The sequence below is a fragment of the Flavobacterium crocinum genome (genome assembly GCF_003122385.1).
Taxonomy (GTDB): Bacteria; Bacteroidota; Bacteroidia; order Flavobacteriales; family Flavobacteriaceae; genus Flavobacterium; species Flavobacterium crocinum.
Map to the genome: position 1 here is coordinate 1,021,508 of NZ_CP029255.1, position 26,019 is coordinate 1,047,526.

A 26,019-nucleotide genomic window follows, 5' to 3' on the forward strand; every position below is an offset into this window, starting at 1 on the left:
ACTTTATTGATAAAAGCCCCTGTGGGGTGTAATATTTATAGAATTTCAATCAGATAAATTAAAAAAGCTCCGGAGGAGCGACATATATTAAAGATTGTAAAAAATATGTCGCTCCTCCGGAGCTTTATGTTGTGAAAATCTATTCTTTTTCTATAAATATTTCGCTTCTCCGAAGCGGACAAAAAAACTGTTTTTTTATTTTGAAGCCATCATATCATTGGCCAAATCTAATGTCTGCAAAATGATATTTTTATCGGTTTGTAAAGAATTCAATTTAAACACAAACTTGAATTTATTGTCAATCAGTTTTTTAGGCGATTCCATGGTAAAATCTGAAAACTGTGATGCGAATCTATTCATTTTATTTAATTCATCATCTTTAACATTTTGTCCAAAAGCTTTGATAGTTTGTGAAATATTCATTTTCCCGAAAATAGCATTCTTGCTTAAATCTCTCTTTGTTTCTTTTACAAAAGAACCGCTTCCTTTACCAAAATAATCCAATGTATTACTTACCGCAACAACGTCTTTGTCTTTCAGAATATAAATATCTCCGTATTCCTTAGTCCCTAAAATCTGGTAATAATTTCCGTTTTGAATCAATAGTTTTTTGCGAACGCCTAACTGCAATAATTTATCTCCAAAAGTCGGATGTGTGGAGGTAAAAACTACCGAAAATAGCGGAATTGTTTTCTTCACTTTCTCTTCCGTAATTTTTTCCTCGTAATTTTCATCATAACCATATTTTTTGGTCATTACCTCAACTTCTTTCACATCATATAAAAAAGCGCTTAAATCGCCATCAAAAAGCTTCGCTGTGGCTTCTTCATCAACAATGGTAGAAATTAAATCGGTAATGATTGTAATATCTTCTTTAGTAAACTTTGGATTTTGGAACATGTCCGTCATTAACGACGGAAACTGTTCAAGCGCTGCTTTAGTGTTAATGTGATAAGACATATATCCCAAAGGTTTCTCCGAAGGGAAATAATTAAAGATATTTTTGTTGATTTTTCGATCTCCTATTTTACTTACTACCTCAGCAATTTCTTTAGAATATTCTACAATTTCTTCGATTCGGGCATTGTCATTATCAAAATAAAAATCAAGGTTTATTCCTTTTACAAAATTCCCGAAGTTCTTCTGCATTGGAAGATATTTATCAAAACCTCCAAAAAGTCTCATAGGATAGCTATAAGCAGAATATAAAGTCGAAATCATTCCACCATAATCTACCCAGGAAGAAATATCTGCCATGATATTAATCTTAGGAGAAGTTGGTGCAGCAAAACCATTTTCAAATAAACGTTTTATAATTTCACTTTGGTTTTCCGCCAATTTCCTGTCAAATTCTGCCTGCTCTGCCGAGTATGCTTCATAAGGATTTCCTTCATGTAAATAATCTTCCTGTACAGTATCCGTTGCTACAGCTGGTTCATTAAAAACTACTGGTTCATCTTTGGAAGAAGGCTCTGCAATTTTTGGCGGACTTGGAACTGATGTTGGATCACCATATGCAGGTGCTTCAACAATAGTATCGTTTTCATAATAATCTACTACAGCTACAGAATCCATTGCAACAGTCGAAGTGGTTTCTTCATAAAATTTCGTCGGAAGCCTTTTGGTCAATTCAAATATCACTAAATATTCATTGTTCCAAGCCAGTGACTTTTTAACTCCTTTTGGCGTAAAAACCGAATATTTACCAAGATCCTGAATCTCATTATTTTCTTTTCCTGCTCCTAATTTATCTACTAAAAACTGATTAACAGCTTCTTTGTTTTTTATTGGAATCGTAACCTGATAATACGGAACGCTATCAAGGAAACTTCCATGAACTGTAATTTTCTGATCTAATTTGATGATTGAAGTATATTTTCGAAGATCAAAATCAGGTTTTTTACTAGTGAATTTTGTAATAATGGGATGATTCAGCACTTGATTGACATCTACTTTTTTCGAAAGCTGATTTCCGTTAAACTGCACAAAATAATCGTATTTATCCAAATTTGCCTGACCAAAAGTCAGCATTGAGGCGAATAATAAAAGTAAAGAATAAAGCTGCTTCATAAATTAAGGCGTTAATTGTATTGTATTGTTCATTAAGGTCGATTTCCTGAAAACGCTGTACATACTTTGTTTTAGGAAAACCGTTTTTTTGTTTGTCGAAATCTTGCTGTTCACATTATCAGCATTTAAAACATCGCGATCAAAAGTATAAATAGAAGTTATTGTGGCTTCTTCCAAGTCTTTCTTTTTCTTTGGATCATTGACTACTTTTTCCGGAACCGGATAAGAGGCAATTCTTTCGAAAGTTTTACCGCTTCCGCTAAAGTGAATCTGATCACGCTGATTGTTTATCGTATTGACAACGGCATTTAATGCTTTCAGATTGGCATAGTTGAGTTTTATGATAAATACATAATTGCTGAAATCGGTTTTAGTGGTCACATTTGAAATCCCGTCAATCTTCAAAGCTTTGCTTTTAAAGTCTTCCAGTTTCTGGGTAATTTCCTGTTCATTCGGAATTTTAACTCCGTCAACTTCTTCCAGAAAAATAGCCGATTTGGTTTTAAACCACGATTTTGAAAAATCAATCATCAAAGTATATTCACCACTTTGATCGTCGTGATGTTTGATTCTTTCTGTAATCTCAAAACAACTGGTTAAGAGCAGACAGCACAATAAAGCGAGAATTTTCTTCATCTTACAAATTTAGATGGAATTTTTAAGAAATCATACTTTCGGCAAGAACAATAAAAACACCAAACTTTTAGATAATATTAACGGATTCTACAGCTAGCTAAACACCTTATTCTGTTGATTTTTATTTAACTTTGCACCACTTAAAAGTAGAGCAAACTTTAAAAAAACAAAAAACACAACTTCATTTTTAGAAACAAAGATTAATCAATCTGAAATCTAAAATTTAAAATCTAAAATTATATGTTCCCATTACAAAGAGGCAGAAGATTAAGAGTAAATGAATCGATTCGTTCTTTAGTACGTGAAACCAGTTTAAGTCCATCGGATTTTATGTTTCCAATGTTTATTGCTGAAGGCGAAAATGTAAAAGTAGAAATTCCATCAATGCCGGGAATTTTTAGAAGATCTATAGATTTAACAGTTGAAGAAGTAAAAGAACTTTATGATTTAGGAATTCGCGCGGTTAACATTTATGTAAAAGTGAGCGAAAACCTAAAAGACAATACTGGAAAAGAAGCTTGGAATCCAAACGGATTAATGCAACAAGCTATTCGTGCCATAAAAGCCGCTTGTCCAGAAATGATCGTGATGCCAGATGTGGCTTTAGACCCATATTCTATTTACGGTCATGATGGAATTATAACAAATGGCGATGTAGAAAACGATAGTACAGTTGATGCTTTAGTAAAAATGGCCGTTTCTCACGCAGAAGCTGGTGCTGATTTTGTTGCGCCAAGCGATATGATGGACGGACGTGTTTTGCGCTTGCGCGAAGGTTTAGATGCTGCCGGATTTCAGAATGTTGGAATTATGAGTTATTCTGCTAAATATGCCTCTGCTTTTTACGGACCATTTAGAGATGCTTTAGATTCTGCTCCAAAAGAAGCTGATGTTGTGGTTCCAAAAGATAAAAAAACCTATCAAATGGATTATGCCAACCGAATTGAAGCAATCAAAGAAGCTTTGTCTGATGTAGAAGAAGGGGCAGATATGGTTATGGTAAAACCAGGAATTGCTTATTTGGATATTGTTCGCGAAATAAAAAATACTGTACATGTTCCTGTAACCGTTTATCAGGTTTCCGGAGAATATGCTATGATTAAAGCGGCATCTGAAAGAGGCTGGTTGGATCACGATAAAATTATGATGGAACAATTAATGTGTATCAAACGTTCTGGTGCCAATCTTATTTCAACATATTTCGCAAAAGAAGCGGCAATTTTATTAAACAAATAAAATGAAAAAGATTTTATTCTTATCTGCTGTTTTAGCTTTTGCATCTTGTAAAAAAGAAGGTTCTGAAAGTAAAGACCAAACAACAGAAGCACATTCTGCCGACGAATCGGCGAAAGCCAAAACACCAGAAGCTTTAGGAAAAGAAATTTTTGAAGGAAGAGGAAATTGTACCGCATGCCATCAGCCGGATCAAAAAGTAATTGGGCCGAGTATCAAAGAAATTGCTAAGATTTATAAAGACAAAAAAGGTGATATGGTTACTTTCTTAAAAGGAAATGGAGAACCAATTGTTGATCCAAGTCAGTTTTCTGTAATGCAGACCAACTTTGCCATTACAAAAGAAATGTCTGATGAAGAATTAAAAGCAATTGAAACGTACATCTACAGTCATTTGAAATAATTACAAATTATGTTCCATCGGAACATCTCATCGGTTGAAAATTATGTTGCAATCATTATTTTCAACCGATGAAACATTCCTACGGAATGATAACGGTGTTAAGATTTGAAAACAATATTATATTAAAAAGGGCTGTCTCGAAAATCGAGACAGCCCTTTTTATATCATCAAATTTAAATTACCAGATTTTAACTCGTTTTTCCGGTTCCAAATACATTGGATCTCCTTTTTTGATTCCAAAAGCATCATAAAAAGAATCTAAGTTTTTAATTGGCACAACCGCTCTGTACATTCCCGGAGAATGCGGATCGGTTTTAACCTGACTCTTAATGGCTTCGTCACGGGATTTTGTTCTCCAAACTGTAGCCCAGGAAATAAAGAAACGTTGCTCCGGAGTAAAGCCGTCAATTAAGCCTGGATTTCCGTGTTTTTTCAAATACAATTGCAAACCATCATAAGCCGCATTTGTACCTCCTAAATCTCCGATATTCTCACCTAAAGTAAATTTACCATCAACAAAAATTCCGGGAAGAGGTTCCAATGCACTGTATTGTGCTGCAAGATCACCGCCAAGAGCTGTAAATTGTTTTAAATCATCAGCAGTCCACCAGTCTACTAAATTTCCGTCAGCATTGTAACGCGCTCCTGAATCATCAAATCCGTGAGAGATTTCGTGACCAATTACTGCTCCAATTCCACCATAATTTACTGCTTCATCTGCCTGGTAATTATAAAATGGCGGTTGTAGAATTGCTGCAGGAAATACAATTTCGTTGTAAGATGGATTGAAATAAGCATTTACAGTTTGAGGTGACATTCCCCATTCTGTTTTATCAACTGGTTTACCCAATTTTGCTAAGTTTTCAGAATAAGCCCATTTTGATAAATTTTTCATGTTATCAAAATAAGTACCGCCTTCGTTTACATTTTTAAGTTCCAATTTTGAATAATCTTTCCATTTATCCGGATATCCAATCTTAACTGTCAGCTTTTTCAGTTTTTCAATTGCCTTTATTTTCGTTTCCTGAGACATCCAAGGTAAAGCATTGATTCTGTTTTCGTAAGCCAGCATTACATTCGCAATCATATCTTTTGCCTTTGCTTTTGCTTCAGCAGGAAATAATTTTTCTACATACAGTTTCCCTAAAGCTTCTCCGGTTGCTCCGTTGATTACCTGTAAAGCTACTTCTTCACGCGGACGTTGTTTTAAAGCTCCAGTTAATGTTTTTCCGTAGAAATCAAAATTGGCATTTTCGATATCTGTACTCAAAGTCGAAGCAGATTTATTCAATAAAGACCATTTTAAATATTCTTTCCAGGCTTCTACTTTCTTTTCTGTAAAAGTTTTTTCCAGAGCAATCATATAACGCGGCTGCGCTACATTTACAGTGTCTAATTTTGCCATTCCGATTCCAGTGAAATATTTCTCCCATTGAATAGATGGTGTATTCTTTTTCAAATCGGCAACAGCAGTTGGGTTGTATTGTTTTCTTCTGTCTCTTCTCTCTACACGATCCAGTCTTGGTGCAGACATTTCAGTTTCTAAAGCTAAAATCTGTTTAGCACTTTCTTTCGCTTTCGCAGGAGATTCTCCAATAAACTGCATCATACGTGCAACATGCAGTTCATATTTTTCACGTTTCTCTTTAGAATCTTTATCATCAGAATTGTAATAATCTTTATCTGACAATCCTAAAGTACCAGGACTTAAAGTCACAGCATTTTTATTACTGTTTTTAGCATCAGCTCCAACATATACTCCGAAGAAACCAGATCCGCCTGCAAACTGCATTTCAGTAATGTAATTTTGAAGATCTGAGACATTTTTAATGGCATCAATTTTCTTCAAATAAGGCTGAAGCGGTGTAACGCCTCTTTTATTTCTTCCAACAGTATCCAAAATAGTATTAAACAAAGCAATTGCTTTTCCCTGATCAGTATTGGATTTATACTTTGTGTCTTTTGACGCTGCTTTTAAAATAGCAAGTGCATCATTATCTGTCTTTTGACGGAGTTCATTAAAACTCCCCCAGGAATTACGGTCGCTTGGAATCTCCGTTTGATCTAACCAGGTACCATTTACATAACGGAAAAAATCCTGACTTGCACTAACTTTAGGATCCATATAGGAAACATTTATTCCCGGCTCCTTTGGTTTTGTATTTTGTGCTTGTACTGCTGCTACTGAAAACATTGCAGAAACCACACAAAACATCGGTTTAGAAAGCTTTTTAATCATTTTTGTTTAGTGTTTTAGTATATTAACAAACATATTGTTATTATTTTTAATTCTGTGTTAAAATCTGAAAATATATTGATTGTAAGAAATAACTTTTGTTTTTTTGGGTTTAATTCATAAAAAACGGCGCCATAGTTAGCGCCGTTTTTAATATTCTTTAAATAGGATTACCAGATTTTAACTCGTTTTTCCGGTTCTACATACATTTTGTCTCCTTTTTTAATATCGAAAGCTTTGTAGAAAGCATCCACATTTTGAATTGGAACATAAGCTCTGTACATACCCGGAGAGTGCGGATCTGTTTTTACCTGATTTTTGATTGCTTCGTCTCTTGATTTTGTTCTCCAAACTGTAGCCCATGAAATAAAGAAACGTTGTTCTGGTGTAAATCCGTCAATTAAACCTGGATTTCCATTTTGTTTTAAATACAATTGTAATCCGTCAAAAGCAGCATTAATTCCACCTAAATCTCCAATATTTTCTCCTAAAGTAAAATGACCGTCAACGTGAACTCCCGGTAATGGTTCAAGAGCGCTGTATTGATTTGCCAAGTCAGTTCCTAAAGCAGTAAATTGTTTTAAATCATTTTCTGTCCACCAGTCTACTAAGTTTCCTTCTGCATTATAACGAGCTCCGGAATCATCAAATCCGTGAGAGATCTCATGTCCGATTACTGCCCCAATTCCACCATAATTAACAGCTTCGTCTGCCTGATAATTGTAGAAAGGCGGTTGTAAAATCGCAGCAGGGAATACAATTTCGTTATAGGAAGGATTGTAATAAGCATTTACAGTTTGTGGTGACATTCCCCATTCTGTTTTATCAACCGGTTTGCTCAATTTAGCGATGCTTTCATTGAAACCCCATTTTGATAAATTCTTCATATTCTCAAAATAAGTTCCGCCTTCAGCAACACTTTTCATTGTCAGAGCAGAATAATCTTTCCACTTATCAGGATATCCGATTTTGATTGTGATTTTGTTTAATTTCTCAATCGCTTTTACTTTTGTTTCCGGAGACATCCAAGTCAAAGCATTGATTCTGTTTTTGTAAGCCAAAATCACATTCTGAATCATTTTCTGCGCCTTTTCTTTTGCTTCAATAGGGAATAATTTTTCTACATATAATTTTCCAAGAGCTTCACCAATAGTTCCGTTTACAATATCTAACGCTCTTTCTTCAGCAGGAAGTTGTTTAATTGCGCCTCTCAATGTTTTACTGTAAAAATCAAAACGTGCATCACTAAGCGCTGTTGATAATTGTCCGGAAGCTCCATTTAATAAATCCCATTTGAGATATTCTTTCCACGCTCCTACTTTGTTTTCAGTAAACACGGTCTGCAAGGCTTTCATATATTTAGGTTCTGAAACAATTACGGTTTCTAATTTTGTAATTCCTAAACCAGCAAAATAGTCATTCCATTTAATAGCCGGAGTCAACTTTTGAATCTCAGCAAGTGTCATTGGATTGTATTGTAAACGGCTGTCTCTTCTCTCAACTCTATTTAATCTAGGTTCAGACAATTCTGTTTCCAGCGCAAGAATCTCTGCTGCGCTTTGTTTTGCTTTTTCAGGAGATTCTCCAATAAACTGAAGCATTCTTGCGATATGCAATTCATATTTCGCGCGTTTTTCTTTAGAGTCCTTATCATCAGAAGTATAGTAATCTTTGTCCGGAAGACCAAGTCCGCTTGGTGCAAGGTTTACAGAATTTTTAGAACTGTCTTTATCATCAGCTCCAATATAAATTCCAAAAAACCCGGAACCTCCTTCTTTCTCCATGTCAATTAAATATTTCTGTAAATCAGCAACATTTTTAATGGCATCGATTTTTTTCAAATACGGTTTTAGTGGTTCTATTCCTCTTTTATCTCTTCCTATTGTATCCAGATAGGTATTAAATAAATTTACGGCTTTCCCCTGATCAGTATTCGATTTGTATTTCGGATTTTTTGCAGCGTCTTTTAGAACAGTCATTACATCTTTGTCCGTTCTTTTGATCAGCTCATTAAAACTTCCCCAGGTTGTACGGTCACTTGGAATTTCTGTTTTATCTAACCAGGTTCCGTTTACATATTTGAAAAAATCCTGACTTGGACTCACTTTCGGATCCATGTAAGATACATTGATACCCGGTTCTTTTGGTGCATTTTGTGCCTGAACTGCCGTTAAAGAAAACATTGCAGATATCACACCAAACACCGGTTTAGCTAATTGTTTTTTCATAAAAAATTATAGTTTAAGGGAAAATACAAACATATTGTTATTATTTCTAAAATTGTGTTAAAATTATAACTGTAAATTCAAAAAGAAGAATAAATTTCACAAATTGAAATCTTAACCTAATTACTTAGTTGCAGATTCATTCTAAAAGTTACAAAAGCCTGTTAAAAAATTTAGACAGTAAAGTTTTTAAAATCTGCTTTTTGTATTTTTGCACCAAATTTTTTTTATGAAATCGCTTTTATACAAATACCGCAAATTCTTTATTGTTTTAATAGTATTTTCGGTAGTTACGATATCTTTGTTTTACTCTGCTTTAAAACCTAAAAAGACTTTACCAATTTACAATCCGGCCGATGTAAATCCTGAGTTAGTAGACAGTACAGTTCAATATAAAAGTAAATACCACACTATTGCCGATTTCTCTTTTGTAAACCAAAACGGCGATACGATTACACAGAAAAACTACGAAGGCAAAATCTATGTTGCCGATTTCTTCTTTACAACTTGTGGATCCATCTGTCCAAAAATGTCAACCAATCTGGTAGACGTTCAAAAAGCAGTTTTAAACAATCCGAAAGTAATGCTGCTTTCTCATACTGTTTTTCCTGAAGTTGACAGTGTATCTGTTCTAAAAGCCTATGCTATAAAATACGGAGTTGTAGACAGCAAATGGAATTTAGTTACAGGCGATAAAAAAGAAATCTACAAAATGGCCAGAAAATCGTATTTGGCAGTTAAATTAGGAAGACCAAATCAGCTTTATGACATGGTTCATACCGAGAATTTTGTTTTAGTTGATCAAAAAAGACGCGTCCGCGGTTTTTATGACGGAACAAATAAAGAAGACATAAAACGTCTTTTAGAAGACATCGAATTCTTATCAAAAGAGTAAAAAACCCTTATTTTTAGAAACTTTTAGCATTTGTCGAAGTGTTAAATGCCTTGCCATAAAGAATAATTGCCTACTTTTGCAATCTAAATTCAATCTAAATAAGCTTGCAAAATACAATCCATACTCTGAAAAAAGGCGAGAAAGCCATTATCAAAGATTTTGATATCGATCTTATTCCACTGAAATTATTAGAAATGGGTTGTCTCCCTGGCAGCGTAGTTGAGTTACTGCAAATTGCTCCTCTTGGAGATCCATTGTATTTGGATATAAACGGTTCGCATGTGGCGATTCGTATCGAAACAGCTCGTGAAATTGAAGTTGAACTTATCCAAAACAATTTATAATGAGCGTTCAGAATATCAATGTTGCCCTTATCGGGAATCCAAATACCGGAAAAACTTCCGTTTTCAATCAGCTTACAGGTTTAAATCAACAAGTTGGAAATTATCCCGGAATTACCGTCGAGAAAAAAATGGGGTTTTGCAAACTTCCTCATAACATCAAAGCCAATATTCTGGATTTACCGGGAACTTACAGTTTGAATGCCAGTTCGATGGACGAAAGTGTTGTTATTGAACTTTTGTTAAACAAAAACGATAAATTGTATCCGGATGTTGCTGTTGTAGTAACGGATGTTGAGAACTTAAAAAGAAACTTATTGATTTATACCCAAATCAAAGACCTTGAAATTCCGACGATTTTAGTCATCAACATGTCTGATCGTATGGAAAGAAAAGGGATTACTTTGGATATTCCATATTTAGAAGACAAACTAAAAACCAAAATTGCTTTAGTCAGTTCAAGAAAAGGATTAGGAATTGAAGAATTAAAAGAGCTAATTGTTTCTTATAAAACCATTCCGAACGAACCTTGTTTGAACGCTTCTGTAATTGATCCTGAATATTTTCAAAATTTACAACACGCTTTTCCAAATCAATTGATGTATAAATTGTGGCTGGTCATTACACAGGATGTAAACTTCTCGAATTTAGACCGAAACGAAATCCGTAATACTTTTACCAAATCACATTCAGAATTAAAGCGTTTACAACAAAAAGAAACCATCAAAAGATATCAGTTTATTAATGATGTTTTAAAAGAGGGATTAAAAGTAGATACATCGAATGCAACAGATATTCGCGCCAAATTAGATCGCATTTTAACGCATAAAGTTTGGGGTTATGCCATTTTCTTTGCGATTTTGTTTTTGATTTTCCAATCTATTTTCAGCTGGTCCACTATCCCGATGGATTTTATTGACAGCACTTTTGCTTCTTTAAGCAGCTGGGTTGCAGAAGAACTTCCGAGTGGTATTTTAACCGATTTACTTTCTCAGGGAATTATTCCGGGAATTGGCGGTGTTATTATCTTCATTCCGCAAATTGCCTTTTTATTCCTTTTCATTTCAATTCTGGAAGAAAGCGGTTATATGAGTCGTGTGGTCTTTTTAATGGATAAAATCATGCGCCGATTTGGACTTTCAGGAAAAAGTGTTGTGCCTTTGATTTCAGGAACAGCTTGTGCAATTCCGGCAATTATGGCGACCAGAAATATCGAAAACTGGAAAGAACGCCTTATTACGATCTTAGTAACGCCGTTCACGACTTGTTCTGCAAGATTACCGGTTTATGCGATTATTATTTCGCTTGTAATTCCGAGTAAACGTGTTTTTGGAGTTTTAAATGTTCAGGGATTAACTTTAATGTTACTTTATGTTTTAGGATTTTTTATGGCGATTTTGTCTTCTTATATTTTAAATAAAGTTCTGAAATTAGAGTCTAAAACGTATTTCGTAGTCGAAATGCCAAGCTACAAAATGCCACTTTTGAAAAACGTAGGAATCAATGTTGTCGAAAAAACAAAAGCATTTATCGTTGGTGCCGGTAAAATTATCTTAGCCATATCTGTTATTTTATGGTTCCTGGCTTCTTACGGGCCTGGGAAAGAATTTAATGATGCCGAAAACATTGTAAAAGAAAGATTTGCCAATACCACTTTGGATGAAACGCAGTTTGAAAACGAAGTAAACTCTCAAAAACTGGAAAACTCTTATATTGGTTTAATGGGAAGAGCAATCGAACCGGCAATTCAGCCTTTGGGTTACGACTGGAAAATCGGAATTGCTTTGATCAGTTCGTTTGCAGCCCGTGAAGTTTTCGTTGGAACATTGGCAACCATTTACAGTGTTGGAGATACCGATAACGAATCGACTATAAAAAGCAAAATGCAGGCGGAAATTCGTCCGGATACCGGAAAAAAAGTCTTTGATTTCCCAACAGGAATTTCTTTACTGTTATTTTATGCTTTTGCGATGCAATGTGCCAGTACATTGGCCATTACCAAAAAAGAAACCAACTCATGGAAATGGCCGGCAATGCAGTTAGGATTCATGAGTGCGTTAGCTTACTTTAGCGCATTAATTGCGTATCAACTTTTAAAATAAAAAGTTATGATTCAGGAAATAATAGCCTTTGCCATACTTGGATTAGCTGTCGCTTTTTTGATTAAAAAATATTTTTTTAAATCGAAAAAGAAAAAAGACTGCGGCAATGGAACTGATTGCGGTTGTAGTTAGTTCTCTGTTCCGCAAAACATACAAAACAAAACACAAAGCTTCACAAAGATTTTTAATTTTTTGTGAAGCTTTTTTATTTGTGAAAAAAACGTCTTTTATTATTATTTTAAAAACTTTTAAAGGCTACACATCAATTCTAATTGTGCTTTTTTTGAATAGTTTTAAAAACCTTTACAAAAATGTCAGAGCAAGATAAAATAGAAATAATAAGAGACAACCGAGTTGCCAGAATACTGTGGTTTACACTTGGATTTTTATGTGCTGTGGTAGTTACTTATCTAACTATGAACCACCATTCATAAACCAAACAACTAACTTTTTTTATATAAATAGATTTATTGAAAACGGAAAAACGGCCTCAAAGATTTTGAAGCCGTTTTTTTATGCTTGTAGTTATTAAAACTTGATTTTATTATTAATGTCCAACTTATTTTACTTCACTCCTTCCCACTCTGCATAAAACTGCGCCAGAAAAGATTCCATAAAACGATGTCTTTCTGCAGCGATTTCTTTTCCTTTTGGAGTATTCATTTTGTCTTTCAAAAGTAAAAGTTTTTCGTAGAAATGATTAATCGTTGGAGCATTATTCTTTTTGTATTCTTCTTTTGTCATATTGGTCACGGGTTCGATTTCAGGATTGTATAAAGCACGGTTCTTAAATCCGCCGTAATTGAAAGCTCTTGCCACTCCAATTGCACCAATAGCATCCAATCGATCGGCATCCTGTACAATATCCAATTCGACAGAAGAGAACTTTCTTTCGAAATTTCCGCCTTTATAAGAGATATTTTCAATGATATTGACAACATGAGTAATTATCTCCTCAGAAACGTTTTCTGTCTTTAAAAACGCTCTTGCTGTTTTTGGGCCGATAGTTTCATCTCCATTATGAAATTTACTATCTGCTATATCATGTAATAATGCTCCTAATTCTACAACTGTGGTATCACATTCTGTATCTTTTGCAATCAGGAGAGCGTTTTTGTAAACACGTTCAATGTGAAACCAGTCGTGTCCGCCTTCGGCGTCGTTCAGTTTTTCCTTTACAAAAGCTATAGTTTTATTTATAAGTTCAGAAGTATTCATAAGTTATGGTTTGTGATAAAAAATGGCGCACTGATAAAACGAATTAAACAGATTTACACAGGTGTTTATTTTAAATAAAAAAGTTGATTGTCAGAGCTTTTAAAATCTAACAATCAACAAATATTTTTTTTCAATTACAATTTCAAAATTCAATTGTAATATTAATTTTAAATCTGAAATTAGGATTTTAATAATCTAAACTCTAAAATCAGAAATCTAAAATCTTAAAGTCTTGCCGGTTCTACCCATTTAAAGATATGTGATTCTTGTGGAATAACAATTCTTTCAGAAATTCTAGCCATACGTGCCGGAAGTTTCATTAAATAATCACGTGCTTTTTCAGCTTCATCAGTCAAATTAGAAATTTTATCAATTTCCCATTTGTTGATTAATTTCTGCATGATTTCAACGTAATCTGTTGCTGTATATACACCAATTCTTTGTGCAGAATCTGAAAACTGTTCAAAAGCAGTGCTGATTTTTTGTCCTGATTCTCTCAAAAAGTGAGCTGGCATAACAATTTTCTGCTTCATCATGTATTGAAAAGCCAACATCATTTCGCTTGGATCAACCTGGAAAATTCTAGTTACAAATTCGCTGTATGCATGGTGGTGACGCATTTCATCACCTGCAATCATTTTACACATTTTAGACAATTTGTTATCGCCAAATTTCTTAGCTATCTGCGCTACTCTATTGTGCGAAACATAAGTTGCTAACTCCTGAAAACTAGTGTATACAAAGTTTTTGTATGGGTCAGTTCCAGTTCCAATATCAAAACCGTCGTTGATCAAATGCTGTGTTGTCATTTCGATTTCACGCATGTTTACACGACCAGACAAATACAAGTATTTATTTAAAAGATCTCCGTGGCGGTTTTCTTCTCCAGTCCATTGTTTTACCCACTTAGCCCAGCCGTTTCCTTGACTTCCTTCTTGCTGATCTATTCCTTCTACATCCATCAACCAAGATTCATATGTAGGCAATGCTTCCTCAGTGATTGTGTCACCAACAAGCGTAACCCAGAAATCGTATGGAAGTTCTTTAGCAATTTCACGCAATTCTTTTACCTCTTCAAAGAAGTTTTCTCCTTGAGAATCTGGTAAAAAATCAGACGGCTGCCAAATTTTTTCCACCGGGATTAAATACTGTTCAACGAAGCTATCCACGTTTTTTTCCAAAAACTGCATTACTTCTAATCTAATGTTTTTTATAGACATTACTTATTTAAAATTTGGGTTTAGATTTTAGCTCGGACTAAAACTTAAACCTGTTTATACTCATTTATTCCTTCTTTTACTGCTTTTTCAGTAATTTCCATTAATTCTTCAAACTTATAGTCTTTTACAGCCAACGCCGGATGTGCTGTAAATGTCAAATGGTTTCCTAAACCAACCGGAAACATTCCGTATTTAACTATCTTCCAAGAATTATTAATACTCACTGGTACAACATATGCAGACGGTGCATATTTGCATAAAATTTTCAAACCGCTTTGAGCGAATTCTTTTGGTTTACCCGTTTTGCTTCTTGTTCCTTCCGGAAAAATAACGGCAGATCTTGTGTTTTTTTCGATATATTCAGACAAGCCTTTGATAACTGGTATCGCTTGTTTAGGGTCTTTGCGGTCAATTAGGACAGATCCTCCGTATTTCAGATTATAAGAAACACTCGGAATTCCGCTTCCTAATTCCTTCTTACTTACAAATTTACAATGAAAACGTCTAAAGTACCAAATCATTGCCACGATATCGTACATACTTTGATGATTTGCCACAAAAATAATCGGAGCGCCTTTCGGAATTGTGTCTACACCTGTCACTGTATATCTTGTCCCTACTAAATTTGTACATTTTAGAAGACAGAAATTCAGATAATCAACACTTTTCTTATGTGCCTGATATCCGAATAAATTTAAGCAAATCCACTGAATTGGATGAAAAACAACCAAACATAAACCAAATAATAAATAATAAATTACCGATATTGGATAAGAAATAATTTTTTCCATGCTTCAAAAATTAATGCGCAAAAGTAGTAAATATATTTTTAGACTTATTAAAATTGAAAACAATAACCGATTTTATGGTTTAATTGTACCTTTGTCACAGAATTTGCAAATCTTTTCTGAATTAAATGAACTTCAATTACCCTAAAAACGAGCGTTTAAAAAGCAAAACCACAATTGGATTACTGTTTTCCGAAGGAAAATCGGTTTCTAAATATCCGCTTCGTTTGGTTTACCGTCAAGCGGAAGAAAATTCAGAAGAGCAGACTAAAGTCGGTGTTTCGGTTTCTAAGAAATATTTCAAGAAAGCCGTTGACCGCAATTACTTCAAAAGAGTTTTGAGAGAAACCTATCGTTTAAACAAACATTTGCTTTTGGATAATCTGAATCAACCGTATTCAATTATGCTTTTTTATCAGACCAAAGACCGTTTGTCTTACGAAGAAATCAATACCAAAACGATTCAGTTATTTGAGAAATTTACCGCTCAAATAAACAAAACACCGGATTCTGAACCGAAAACCGAATCGTAAATCCCAAAACGTAAGATTAATAAGCAACTTAGACAAAAAAATCGTAGTTTTAGCTCTAAATTGAAATTTTATGCGTCGACTTTTCTTTTTATTGGTTTTGGTTTTGATTCTTACTGGGTGTAATAAATCTTACGAACCAGATTCAAAAGACATCAAGATATCAGCTGTAAAACTTCCTGCAAAAGCGGAAGCTAATTACAATGAAGATGCCGTTCAATCTGCTCCGCCACCTCCACCTACTAAAGAGAAACAAGAAATTGAGCAAAAAATCATAAAACAAGCGAGTTTAAGATTTGAGACCGATAATCTTGATAATACTTTTAATCAGATTAAAAAAGCTATTACTGCTAATAATGGGAATGTTTTTAATGATACTGAAGGTAAAAATTATGATAATGTCAGCAGAGTTTTAGTTATAAAAATTCCGAGCCAAAATTTTGACCGTTTTATCGATGAAGTCTCAAAAGGTGTTTCTTATTTTGATGAAAAGCAAATATCTGCTGAAGATGTTACCGAACAATTTATCGATTTAACTTCAAGACTAAAAACAAAGAAAAAACTCGAAGAACGCTATCTTGAAATTTTGAAGAAAGCGAATAAAGTTAGTGAGATTTTAGAAATCGAACAACAAATTTCAACCATTCGAGAAGAAATAGAAGCCAAAGAAGGTCAGTTGAAATATTTGCAAAGTCGCGTTTCTGAAAGTACAATTACTATTGAATTTTATAAAACTGTAGCCGAAAAAGAAGGCGTCAAAATATCATATGGTTCAAAACTTTGGACAGCTGTTAAATCAGGATTTTACAGTTTATCTGACTTTTTAATTTCCTTAATCAGCGTTTGGCCATTTGTTATTATATTTATTGTATTAGCCTATTTTATTAGAAAAAGATTAAAAAGAAGAAAAAAAGAATAATCATGTATCCGTATTTCAAAAAGAAATTTATTATACCAGTCGCTGCGGCGGGAATGTTGTTTGTTGGAACCAGTTTTAAAGAAGATTTCTTTGAAATTGCGAAACAGATTGAGATTTTTACCACCTTATTCAAAGCCGTAAATACCAATTATGTGGATGAAACGAATCCGGGAGATTTGATGGATAAAGCCATTAAAAGCATGTTGGCAAGTTTAGATCCGTATACGGTTTATTTTAACGAACAGGATGTTGTCAATTTCAAAATTAATAATACAGGAGAATATACCGGAATTGGTGCTTTAATTTCCAGAAAAAAAGATCGTTTGATTGTTCGCGAACCTTATAAAAATTATCCTGCTGATAAAGCGGGACTTAAAGCCGGCGACGAAATCATTCAAATTGGAGATATTCTAATTGCTGATTTTAAAGATGATGCTTCTTCTTTATTAAAAGGAACAAAAAATACCAAAATCAATATCAAATATCTTCGTCAGGGAAAACCGTTTACGACTGTTTTGGTTTTAGATGAAGTCGATATTAAATCGGTTCCTTTTTATGGAAAAATTGATGATAAAACAGGTTATATCGTTTTGGCACATTTTAGCAGAAAAGCTTCAAACGAAGTAAAAGAAGCGCTTGAAAAACTGAAAGCAGACGGAGCGAAACAAATCGTTTTAGATTTAAGAGGAAATCCGGGAGGCTTACTAAACGAAGCAATTGATATCTGTAATTTATTTGTACCGAAAAATGAAGTTATTGTAACCACCAAATCCAGAATCGAAAAACACAATAACACTTATAAAACACAGAAAGAACCAGTTGATACTGAAATTCCTTTGGCAATTTTAGTAAACGGAAGAAGTGCTTCGGCATCTGAAATTGTTTCGGGTGCTTTGCAAGATTTGGATCGTGCGGTTATTTTGGGAAGCAGAAGTTTTGGAAAAGGTTTGGTACAACGTTCGGTTGATTTGACTTATGGAACTCAATTGAAAGTAACCATTTCAAGATATTACACCCCGTCCGGAAGATGTATTCAGGCACTGGATTATGCGCATAAAGACAAAAACGGCGTTGCACAAAAAACCGATGCTAAAAATTATAATGCTTTTAAAACCAGAAAAGGAAGAACTGTTTATGACGGTGGGGGAGTTTTACCGGATATTGAACTGGAAGAAGCCAAAACAAGCGCAATTGCTAATGCTTTGATTAAAAATGACGGCGTATTTGATTATGCGACCTCTTACTATTATAAAAATCCAAATCTTGGAGATAAAATTCCAACAATAACTGACGCGGATTACACTGCATTCAAACAATATCTGAAAACCAATAAAATCACATTTGATACTGAAACTGAAGTGGCTCTGAAAAATACTTTAGCTGCGGCTAAAAATGAAAAAATTGACGAAACTATTGCTCCTGAATATCAGCAGTTATTGGCCGCTTTAGAAAAAAGCGAAACCACTTTGCTGGATAAAAACCAAAAGGAAATCAAAAACATGCTTCAGGAAGAACTGATTAAGAGATATCAATATCAGGAAGGTTTGTATCAGTTTTATATCAAAAACAATTCAGAAATTAAAAGAGCTGTGAGTGTTTTAAATAACCAGACAGAATATAAAACAATATTAAAAATGTAGTGAATGATTGACACGAAGACACTAAGGCACAAAGGGTATTCTTTCTCATTTTAGGATTAATTAAACTTTGCGCCTTAGTGCCTTCGTGGCAAAAGCAATAAAAAAGCCACTTAGAAATACTTCCCAAGCGGCTTTCAAAAAACAATGGTTTGGTAGTTAGTTATATAAAAAAATTGGCTATTATCTAAATAAATCTATACAGCCAAAATTAGAATAGAATTCCATTATAACCATCCACCAAAAGTTATTTGTATGTCAGAATAAGGTAGTTTTTATTGCTGCGTTTTTTGTTTTGCCACGAGGGTTCTAAGACACAAACTTTTGTTTTTGTCAATCCCGAGGAACGAAGTAGCTCTGCAAAGCATTAAAAATTTGTGTTTGTAATTCTTCGATCCTCAGAATTACACAAGAATTCCGTCTACAAAGTTGTAAATCTTCGTCGAGTTCCGAGTGTGATTCTTCGTCTTATGAGCACAAGATTGCTTTAAAACTTTGTGTCTTAATACTAATAGTTATCGGGATTGTGGCAAAACAAAACCGCTTGAAGATTACAAAACCTAATCTTCCAGATTTTTTAATTGTGACTCCAGATTCTCAATATATTTCTTTTGCAGCTCTATGGTATATTTAGCTTCTTCATACAAAATCTTATAATCGAATTGCTGCTTTTGTGTAGAAGAAATTGGTTCTTCTTCCGCTTTACCGGGTCCTTTTAGCATTTCTCCTTTTCCTGTGAGAAGCCATTCAGGATTTATTTCAGGATATGCATATAGTATTTTCTCAATAGAAGTACTATTTATTCCTGAATTATTTGAAATAGCTTTTCCAATTTGTCCAATAGAAAGTCCAGCTGTAACTGTAATCATATTATTATTTATGCCTTTTACAGACATAAATTCAGCAAGCCTTTCCGTCGTTGAAGTATTCATAAATTATTAAATATTGAAAAAAAACTACATTTAATCACAAAACATAGAAATAAATCTATATTTTTGTTTTCGTATAAACAAATTAAGCAAAGGTATAGTTTTAAAACGATTGACATACAATAGTTCAAACTTTAACCTGTTTCTATACGCACCTCAATAATTTCCAACTCCAATTTTCTTCCAAAAGAAGCCTATAGCTTCTTTGTAAAAGCCACTATTCATACAACTTAAACTTTTATGCGGTAAAATTCGCATAAAATCGAATGAGAAAAAACCTACAGCAGACATAATTTTGCGTTTTAATTTTTAAATGTTATGAAAAAGTATTTTAAAGTGATGGTCATGTTGGGGATTTTAGGACCGTTGAATATTTATGCTCAGGTTGGTATGCCCACCAACAATCCTAATCCTAATGCAGTATTAGATTTAAACAGAACAGATGGTACCAGCGAAAAAGGATTACTGCTACCCAAAGTAGCCCTCAAAGCTACAGACAATTTTGCCCCCATGGCTGCGCATGTTGCAGGTATGAAAGTATATAATACAGCCACTGATGGCTCAGGTGAAACTGCCGTAACTCCAGGAGAGTATAACAATGATGGAACAAAATGGGTTCGTGTAGTTTCCAAAAATGAAACCTCAGATGCCTGGGCTTTAGGAGGTAATAACAATGGTGCAATAAAAGAATTAGGAACAAAAGATGCACAACCTATTCCTTTTATAACAAATGGAACAACTAAAATGAATTTGTCAACTGAAGGAGTTCTAGGTCTTGGCGGTAATAGCGATGTAGATTCCAGTATTCTTGTTCCAAATAATCCTAGTAATCCAGCTAGTGCTTGGTATTCCAGATTAAATTTAATGTCCGATAAAAACCAACAAAATCCTGCTATTGTATTATCAACTTTTACCGATGATAATACATTTGCTTCTGGTTTTAATTCTCTTTATTTTTTGAAAGGTTCTGGTTCTCATCAAAATCCAAAGCCAGCATTTGACGGTGATGTTCTTGGTCAGTTAAAATTTTATGCTTACGATAATAGATATTCTACAAAATTTAGTTTACTGACTATAATACGAGCATCAAGCTTTTTAGACGCTTCCGGTAATAAAGCTGGACTATTAAGTTTAGGAAATGGTGGTATAGCCACAATTTATGATAGTTCTGTCGTTTTTGGAAATTCTAATTATTTCGATCAAAATCAAAATAAAACTCAAGTTTTCATAGCTGGAAAAATAGGTACAAATTATAAACTTCAGTCAAGTATTACGGGTGCAAATATTTCTGATGTAGATCAAACATCACTATACATAAATACAACAAATTCTACTGTAACCTTTAATCTTGCTAAAGCAGCTGCATCAAATAATGGCCGAATAGCTACAGTTGTAGCAAGTGGAGGCACTTCATCTAAAGTTGCACTAAAACCAGCAACGGGAGACAGTATAATACTAATGGGAACAGCACCAATAACAACTACTACAGCAGCATTTATTAGTATTAAAGTAATTAGTAATGGAGTAGATACGTGGTATCAAATCCCATAAAGTTCAAGGTTTAAATATAACAACATATTCTATAAACATAGGTTTATAAATACTTACAAGTCTGTTTTATGTAATTCATTAAAAACGAAACAAAATGACTAAAGCAAAACTCACCAATGCAAGGCTTGCCAAAGGAATCTCGCAGGAAGAACTTGCAGATTTGATAGGCATGACGCAATCCAACTACAGTCGGAGAGAAAACGGTCATAAGAAAATCTCTGAAGTGGAATGGGTTAAGATTGCAAAAGTATTGGGAGTCGAAAAAGAAGTTATTTATGAACCTGATGAAGAAATAAACCTAAAAAATACAACAGTAAAAATGCTCCAGTTTAACATACCAAATTTTGTACTGGAGCATATCGAGTTGTTGAAAAAAGAAAACAAGATCCTGAAAGAAAAACTCAAGCAGTTTAAAAATCAAAATATTAATCCCTAATCATCTCAATATGCGGAATATCATCTTCTAAATACATTTCACTTGTCTGAACAAAACCGTGGCTTTCGTAAAACTTTTTTAGATATAATTGAGCTCCAATGGTTATTGCCTCTTTTCCAAAATTAGCTTTAATTCCGGCAATGGCCTCACGCATTAATTCGTGTCCCCATTTTTTATCTCTGTAATTCACGTCTACCACTACTCTTCCTATCGAAGCGTTATCAAAACTAATTCCGGCATCAAATAAGCGGGAATAGGCTACAATTTTACCTTCGTACTCGCCAATTAGATGTAATGCTTTTTTGTCTTTACCATCAAGATCCAAATAAACGCAATTTTGCTCCACTACAAAGATTTCACTTCTCAATCTGAGCAAATCATATAGTTCATTTACATTTAATGCCTCAAAAGGCTTTATTTTCCATTTTAACATTATTGTGTCGTGTTTTTGCCACGAAGGCGCTAAGACAGAAAGTTATTTTTAAGATTGCATTTGAATCTCGCAAAGTCACTAAGTCGCTAAGTTTTTTTTCTACTAAGGCTCTAATCTGCCACGAAGGCGCTAAAACACAAAGTTATTTTTAAAATTGTATTTGAATCTCGCAAAGTCGCTAAGTTTTTTTCTAATAAGGCGCTAATCTGCCACGAAGGCGCTAAGACGCAAAGTTAAGTTTTATTTTCAAGGGAAAACATAAAAGGCGCTAAGACACAAATACAAGTTTCATCAAGGATTGAAACAAAACTTTGTGGCTTAGCGCCTTTGTGGCTGAAAAAAAAGATTACTTTTTCTTCATCAAGATTTCCATGCTTTTATATTCGGTTCCATTTTTGGTGTCGAACATTTCCATTTTACGTGTTTTTGGATCTACAATCGTATATACTTCTCTGTAAGGATTCTTTTTTCCGGTAACAGGATCTGTAAATTCTCCTTTAAAGGTTGCACTTTTAGTGCTTTCATCGTATTTACCAATTCCCACCATCATTCCGGTTCCCATATTGTCTATAAAAGTGGATGTGTATTCTTTACTGGCATTATTAAATGCAAGTGTACTTTTTCCTTCAAACGGAGCACCCATTATTTTTCCAACATAATTTGATTCCTGATAACGTCCGCCCAAAATCATTTTGATAGTCGCTACTGAAGATGCTTTTTCCGGTTTTCCATTTGGTTCGTACCAAAAAGTCATCTCACAATTCCACGTTCCTGCTTCATCTGCCATCCATTTATGAGGCTCGCCCGGAGTTGCAAAATCTTGCCATGCTTTAGCTTGTGCTGCAGAATCGACTGGTTCAACTGCCGATGTTTCTTCTACTACAGGTTCTTCAGTTTTAATACTATCTGAAACTTTTACTGGTTCAATTTCGGTTTTTACTTCTTTTTTACAAGAAATAAAACATAATGTAATAATTACTAATGTTGCGGTTATTTTTTTCATAACTATTTGTTTTTATGTTTGTTACAATAACAAAAGTAAGAAATATATTAAAATGAATTTGTTTCAGGTTTGAAGTTTATATTCTAAAGCAATAGATCTAAGGGCAAAAAATAGCCAGAGATTGTCAGGATTAAAAAGGATTTTTAAAAATCTATGTGTTCTGATAAATAATATCTGGGAGCGATTAAAAGACTTTTCTTCTTTGTGACTTTGCGGTATTTTTTTAATGTCCTGATAATCATTGTGGAGTTTCTGGCGGAAATCCTTCCTTCGTCAGGATGACAAACTGGGGAAAAAGTCCAATATTCATAAACGTTGAGCTTCTTGCGCTTAAGAAAAAACTATCTCTTATCTACTTTAACTGATTTAATAATGGCTTCAAGTTCCAGCATTAAATCTCGTTCCTGATTGGAAGGAGAATAACAGAAACCTTCTATAACCAAAAGGCGGTTATATACTTTGTCTACAATTGCATAATTGATAAAAGGTCCGGCCATGAAATCGTTTTTTAGTTCCCAGGTTCCTTTGGTTTCAAAAGCTTCTTTATTATCTAGCGTTACTTTTGAGAAATAAGGTGCATAAGCTTCGCTCGTAATCATAGGTGTATTAGGTTCACGGCCTTTGATATAGCGTCCAACGGAATCACGCATGCGAACAATAGAATTGACTATGTCCTTTCTTTTTTCAAAATTATGAAGCGGAATTTGATATACCAACAAACTGGTATTTCCGCTGATAATCTCTTTTTTCAGCCAGATGAAATTCTTTTTGTGCAGCATATACTCATACCCTGTCGGAATTTCTATATTGATGTGAAATTTATTCTTGAGAATTGCAGGGTTTAGGAGAGACTTTCTATTGTCTTCCTGTACTTTTTGAATTTCTGAATTTCGGATTTGACGTATTATTTCAGCCGAATTGTCTTCGATACTACAAATAAGATCGTCAACAGATTTTTCGTAAATGCGGAAAGTATTGTGTGGTAATGTTTTACTGTGAATGATTTCGAATTTTGCTGTAGCTGTTTTTTTAACTACAATAATACTTCGGCTATCTGTCACAAATCCTTCCAGCAAACGTGCCGGATACTGGTTAATGGTAAAAAGCGGTTCTTCCTGTGTGAGTCCGAGAACCGGTGAAGCAAATTTATTTCTGATACTATCTCCCACTTCTCCATACCATAACTGATCATCGATAATAATGGAAATGGTATTGGTTTTTCCCGAAACGGAATCATCCTGTTTTTGCCCCTTAAAGCACGAAATCAGGAAAAACGGAAGTAATAGCAATAAAAAATGGGTTTTATTCATTTTCTTAATTTATGAAATAAAACCCAAATTTAAATAAGATTTTTCTTTTATCCGTTTATTTTAAGTTTCATTCCCGGTTTAATATCTTCATCTTTAATACCATTCCATTTTTTAATATCTGAAATTGTTACTCCAGGATATTTTTTAGAAATACTGTATAAAGAATCTCCTTTTTTAACGTAATAATCTTCACTAACGTTTTTAGAAGCTGCTTTTTTCTTAAATGAATCAACCGAGTTTGATGCAATTGCTGTTGAAGACGGCTCTTCTATAACTACGGCTGCTTTAGAAATAATTAGTGTTTTTCCTAAACCAATGTTATTTGAAGTTAAATTGTTAAGTTCTTTTAACTCCGCAATAGTCGTACCGAATTTCTTTGCAATGCTGCCTAAATTATCTCCCGCAACAACAACATAGTCCATATCTACAGCTGTTTTCTCTTTATTTTCTACAGATGCAACAGCTTGTTCTTTGTCTGCAACAGGAACAGTTTTAACAGGAACTTCCTCTTCTGCTTTGATTTTCAGGCTTCTTCCAACTGCTACTGCATTTGTTTTTAAGTTATTCCACTTTTTAATTTCTGAAATACTCACATCATATTTAGCGGCAATTGCTCCTAAATTATCTCCTTTTCTAACTTTATAAAATTCAAAATCGCCTTTATCAATTGCTGTCGGTTTCGTTGCTGCCGGTTTTGCTTTTGGAGCATATTTTACAGCCAATCTTGAAGAAGTTGATCTAAACTCTGTATCGTGTTTTACGTAAGCATAAATCTGATCTTCGTTAGAAACAAAGGTTGCAATTTTATCTTTTGGTAATCTGATAAAATGTTGTTCTCCCTGATAATAAGGAACCACATTCATTTTATAAGACGGATTTAAAAGCTGAATCTGAGATTGTGGCATGTCCAGTAAATCGGCAATCTGTTTGAAAGACATTTGGTTTTTGATTGCGATCGTATCTGTTTCAAAGTTTTTAACGACAGCTCTTTCCGGGTTAATTCCGTGTTCTTTATGATATTCAAAAAGATACATTGTAGCTAAGAAAGCCGGAACATACCCTTGAGTTTCTTTTGGAAGATAATTACGAATGTCCCAGTATTTTGTTTTTCCGCCAGAACGACGAATTGCTTTAGTAACATTTCCAGGACCTGAATTATAAGAAGCTAAAACCAGTTCCCAGTCACCAAAAATATTGAACATTTTGGTCATGTATTCAGAACATGCGGCAGTAGCTTTAAGAGGATCACTTCTTTCGTCGATATACGAATCGATTTTTAAAGCATATTGTTTTCCGGTTCCGTACATAAACTGCCAAAGTCCCGTAGCGCCCATTCTAGAAACTGCTTTAGGATTTAAAGCAGATTCTACAACGGCTAAATATTTTATTTCCAAAGGGATATTGCTTTTTGCAAAGGACTCCTCGAAGATTGGGAAATAATATTCTGATAAAGCCATTAATCGTGAAAACGATTTTTTACGGTTCTTAAGAAATGACTTTATTATGTTTTCTAAACCCTGATTGTATTCAATCTCAAAAGGTGATTTCTCATTCATTGCTGCCAAACGCTGTTTTAGCAATTCGGTTGGCAATTCTTCATCAACAGTAACGTCTTTGTTGATGGTTTGAATGTCTTTGGTCAGGTCGTCATAAATATCCAGACTTACTAATTCGTTCATCCATAAACTATCTACTTTTGTTGCCAGAAGATTGTCTTTTTTGAATGTGCTCTTAATAGAATCTAAATATGTTAACTTAACTTCTGGCCTACTTTCTAAAGTTGAAGCTGTCTCTTGTGAGAAGGCAGCCATCGTAAAGAAAGCAGAAACCACTATTGATAATTTCCTTACAATCATATAACATTATTTTAAAATTCTGTAATTCAAATAATTACGAGAAGTGTA

Annotated in this window: 23 protein-coding genes; 11 read left to right on the top strand and 12 right to left on the bottom strand. The window is 34.0% G+C overall.

The window, feature by feature from the left end; all coding sequences use genetic code 11:
* Positions 1-195: 195 nt before the first annotated feature.
* Together HYN56_RS04785 and HYN56_RS04790 are read right to left on the bottom strand one after the other, a co-directional pair.
* On the bottom strand, positions 196-2,070 hold the full coding sequence (locus tag HYN56_RS04785) for a hypothetical protein (RefSeq protein WP_109191136.1): 1,875 nt from the start codon (positions 2,068-2,070) through the stop codon (positions 196-198).
* A 3-nt stretch (positions 2,071-2,073) separates the two neighbouring features.
* On the bottom strand, positions 2,074-2,706 hold the full coding sequence (locus HYN56_RS04790) for a hypothetical protein (protein WP_109191137.1): 633 nt from the start codon (positions 2,704-2,706) through the stop codon (positions 2,074-2,076).
* Positions 2,707-2,946: 240 nt separating this feature from the next.
* On the opposite strand from HYN56_RS04790, the gene hemB reads away from it, so the two are divergent.
* Positions 2,947-3,942 carry a porphobilinogen synthase gene (gene hemB, locus HYN56_RS04795; protein WP_109191138.1) on the top strand — a complete coding sequence of 332 codons (996 nt, stop codon included), beginning with the start codon at positions 2,947-2,949 and terminating at the stop codon, positions 3,940-3,942.
* A 1-nt stretch (position 3,943) separates the two neighbouring features.
* Positions 3,944-4,342 (top strand): c-type cytochrome, encoded by a 399-nt coding sequence (locus HYN56_RS04800; RefSeq protein WP_109191139.1) that lies wholly within the window; start codon positions 3,944-3,946, stop codon positions 4,340-4,342.
* A 178-nt stretch (positions 4,343-4,520) separates the two neighbouring features.
* Here the strand turns inward: HYN56_RS04800 and HYN56_RS04805 are convergent, their stop codons facing one another.
* Both HYN56_RS04805 and HYN56_RS04810 read right to left on the bottom strand, forming a co-directional pair.
* The gene (locus HYN56_RS04805) at positions 4,521-6,581 is read right to left on the bottom strand and encodes a M13 family metallopeptidase (RefSeq protein WP_109191140.1); all 2,061 of its coding nucleotides are present in this window, start codon (positions 6,579-6,581) and stop codon (positions 4,521-4,523) included.
* 167 nt (positions 6,582-6,748) lie between these two features.
* Positions 6,749-8,806, bottom strand: coding sequence for a M13 family metallopeptidase (locus tag HYN56_RS04810; protein WP_109191141.1), 2,058 nt, complete (start codon positions 8,804-8,806; stop codon positions 6,749-6,751).
* 226 nt (positions 8,807-9,032) lie between these two features.
* Between HYN56_RS04810 and HYN56_RS04815 the strand changes: the two genes are divergently transcribed.
* The 4 genes from HYN56_RS04815 to HYN56_RS04830 all read left to right on the top strand — a co-directional run bounded on the left by HYN56_RS04815 (position 9,033) and on the right by HYN56_RS04830 (position 12,273).
* Positions 9,033-9,698, top strand: coding sequence for an SCO family protein (locus HYN56_RS04815; protein ID WP_109191142.1), 666 nt, complete (start codon positions 9,033-9,035; stop codon positions 9,696-9,698).
* Between the two features lie 104 nt (positions 9,699-9,802).
* A complete protein-coding gene (locus HYN56_RS04820) occupies positions 9,803-10,042 on the top strand; it encodes a FeoA family protein (protein WP_109191143.1) in 240 nt (79 codons plus the stop codon).
* Positions 10,042-12,141: a ferrous iron transport protein B gene (gene feoB / locus HYN56_RS04825; RefSeq protein ID WP_109191144.1), complete on the top strand. Its 2,100-nt coding sequence runs from the start codon at positions 10,042-10,044 to the stop codon at positions 12,139-12,141. The genes HYN56_RS04820 and feoB overlap by 1 nt, the downstream gene beginning before the upstream one ends.
* Positions 12,142-12,147: 6 nt before the next feature.
* A complete protein-coding gene (locus tag HYN56_RS04830) occupies positions 12,148-12,273 on the top strand; it encodes a FeoB-associated Cys-rich membrane protein (protein WP_109191145.1) in 126 nt (41 codons plus the stop codon).
* 432 nt (positions 12,274-12,705) lie between these two features.
* Here HYN56_RS04830 and HYN56_RS04840 read toward each other — a convergent pair whose 3' ends face one another.
* From HYN56_RS04840 to HYN56_RS04850, 3 genes are all read right to left on the bottom strand, one after another.
* Positions 12,706-13,359 carry an HD domain-containing protein gene (locus HYN56_RS04840; RefSeq protein ID WP_109191147.1) on the bottom strand — a complete coding sequence of 218 codons (654 nt, stop codon included), beginning with the start codon at positions 13,357-13,359 and terminating at the stop codon, positions 12,706-12,708.
* A gap of 224 nt (positions 13,360-13,583) precedes the next feature.
* Entirely contained in the window at positions 13,584-14,579 is a 996-nt protein-coding gene (locus HYN56_RS04845) for an acyl-ACP desaturase (RefSeq protein WP_109191148.1), read from the bottom strand.
* A gap of 44 nt (positions 14,580-14,623) precedes the next feature.
* Positions 14,624-15,370: a lysophospholipid acyltransferase family protein gene (locus tag HYN56_RS04850; protein WP_109191149.1), complete on the bottom strand. Its 747-nt coding sequence runs from the start codon at positions 15,368-15,370 to the stop codon at positions 14,624-14,626.
* Positions 15,371-15,495: 125 nt separating this feature from the next.
* Between HYN56_RS04850 and rnpA the strand changes: the two genes are divergently transcribed.
* From rnpA to HYN56_RS04865, 3 genes are all read left to right on the top strand, one after another.
* Positions 15,496-15,900, top strand: coding sequence for a ribonuclease P protein component (rnpA, locus tag HYN56_RS04855; RefSeq protein WP_109191150.1), 405 nt, complete (start codon positions 15,496-15,498; stop codon positions 15,898-15,900).
* Positions 15,901-15,970: 70 nt separating this feature from the next.
* Positions 15,971-16,816: a DUF4349 domain-containing protein gene (locus HYN56_RS04860; protein WP_109191151.1), complete on the top strand. Its 846-nt coding sequence runs from the start codon at positions 15,971-15,973 to the stop codon at positions 16,814-16,816.
* 2 nt (positions 16,817-16,818) lie between these two features.
* The gene (locus HYN56_RS04865; protein WP_109191152.1) at positions 16,819-18,456 is read left to right on the top strand and encodes a S41 family peptidase; all 1,638 of its coding nucleotides are present in this window, start codon (positions 16,819-16,821) and stop codon (positions 18,454-18,456) included.
* Positions 18,457-19,013: 557 nt separating this feature from the next.
* On the opposite strand, the gene HYN56_RS25145 is transcribed toward HYN56_RS04865, so the two are convergent.
* Positions 19,014-19,385 carry a hypothetical protein gene (locus HYN56_RS25145; RefSeq protein ID WP_205727647.1) on the bottom strand — a complete coding sequence of 124 codons (372 nt, stop codon included), beginning with the start codon at positions 19,383-19,385 and terminating at the stop codon, positions 19,014-19,016.
* Positions 19,386-19,700: 315 nt separating this feature from the next.
* Between HYN56_RS25145 and HYN56_RS04875 the strand changes: the two genes are divergently transcribed.
* Positions 19,701-20,933 carry a hypothetical protein gene (locus HYN56_RS04875; RefSeq protein ID WP_109191153.1) on the top strand — a complete coding sequence of 411 codons (1,233 nt, stop codon included), beginning with the start codon at positions 19,701-19,703 and terminating at the stop codon, positions 20,931-20,933.
* A gap of 94 nt (positions 20,934-21,027) precedes the next feature.
* Positions 21,028-21,369: a helix-turn-helix domain-containing protein gene (locus HYN56_RS04880; RefSeq protein ID WP_109191154.1), complete on the top strand. Its 342-nt coding sequence runs from the start codon at positions 21,028-21,030 to the stop codon at positions 21,367-21,369.
* Here the strand turns inward: HYN56_RS04880 and HYN56_RS04885 are convergent.
* The 4 genes from HYN56_RS04885 to HYN56_RS04900 form a co-directional block, all read right to left on the bottom strand.
* Positions 21,359-21,805 (bottom strand): GNAT family N-acetyltransferase, encoded by a 447-nt coding sequence (locus tag HYN56_RS04885; protein WP_109191155.1) that lies wholly within the window; start codon positions 21,803-21,805, stop codon positions 21,359-21,361. The two genes, HYN56_RS04880 and HYN56_RS04885, sit on opposite strands and share 11 nt — an antisense overlap.
* Before the next feature lie 343 nt (positions 21,806-22,148).
* Positions 22,149-22,805 (bottom strand): DUF1579 domain-containing protein, encoded by a 657-nt coding sequence (locus tag HYN56_RS04890; protein ID WP_109191156.1) that lies wholly within the window; start codon positions 22,803-22,805, stop codon positions 22,149-22,151.
* Between the two features lie 341 nt (positions 22,806-23,146).
* On the bottom strand, positions 23,147-24,115 hold the full coding sequence (locus HYN56_RS04895) for a DUF4837 family protein (RefSeq protein WP_109191157.1): 969 nt from the start codon (positions 24,113-24,115) through the stop codon (positions 23,147-23,149).
* A 47-nt stretch (positions 24,116-24,162) separates the two neighbouring features.
* Complete coding sequence (locus HYN56_RS04900; RefSeq protein ID WP_109191158.1) at positions 24,163-25,971, bottom strand: LysM peptidoglycan-binding domain-containing protein; 1,809 nt, start codon at positions 25,969-25,971, stop codon at positions 24,163-24,165.
* Between the last annotated feature and the right edge of the window lie 48 nt (positions 25,972-26,019).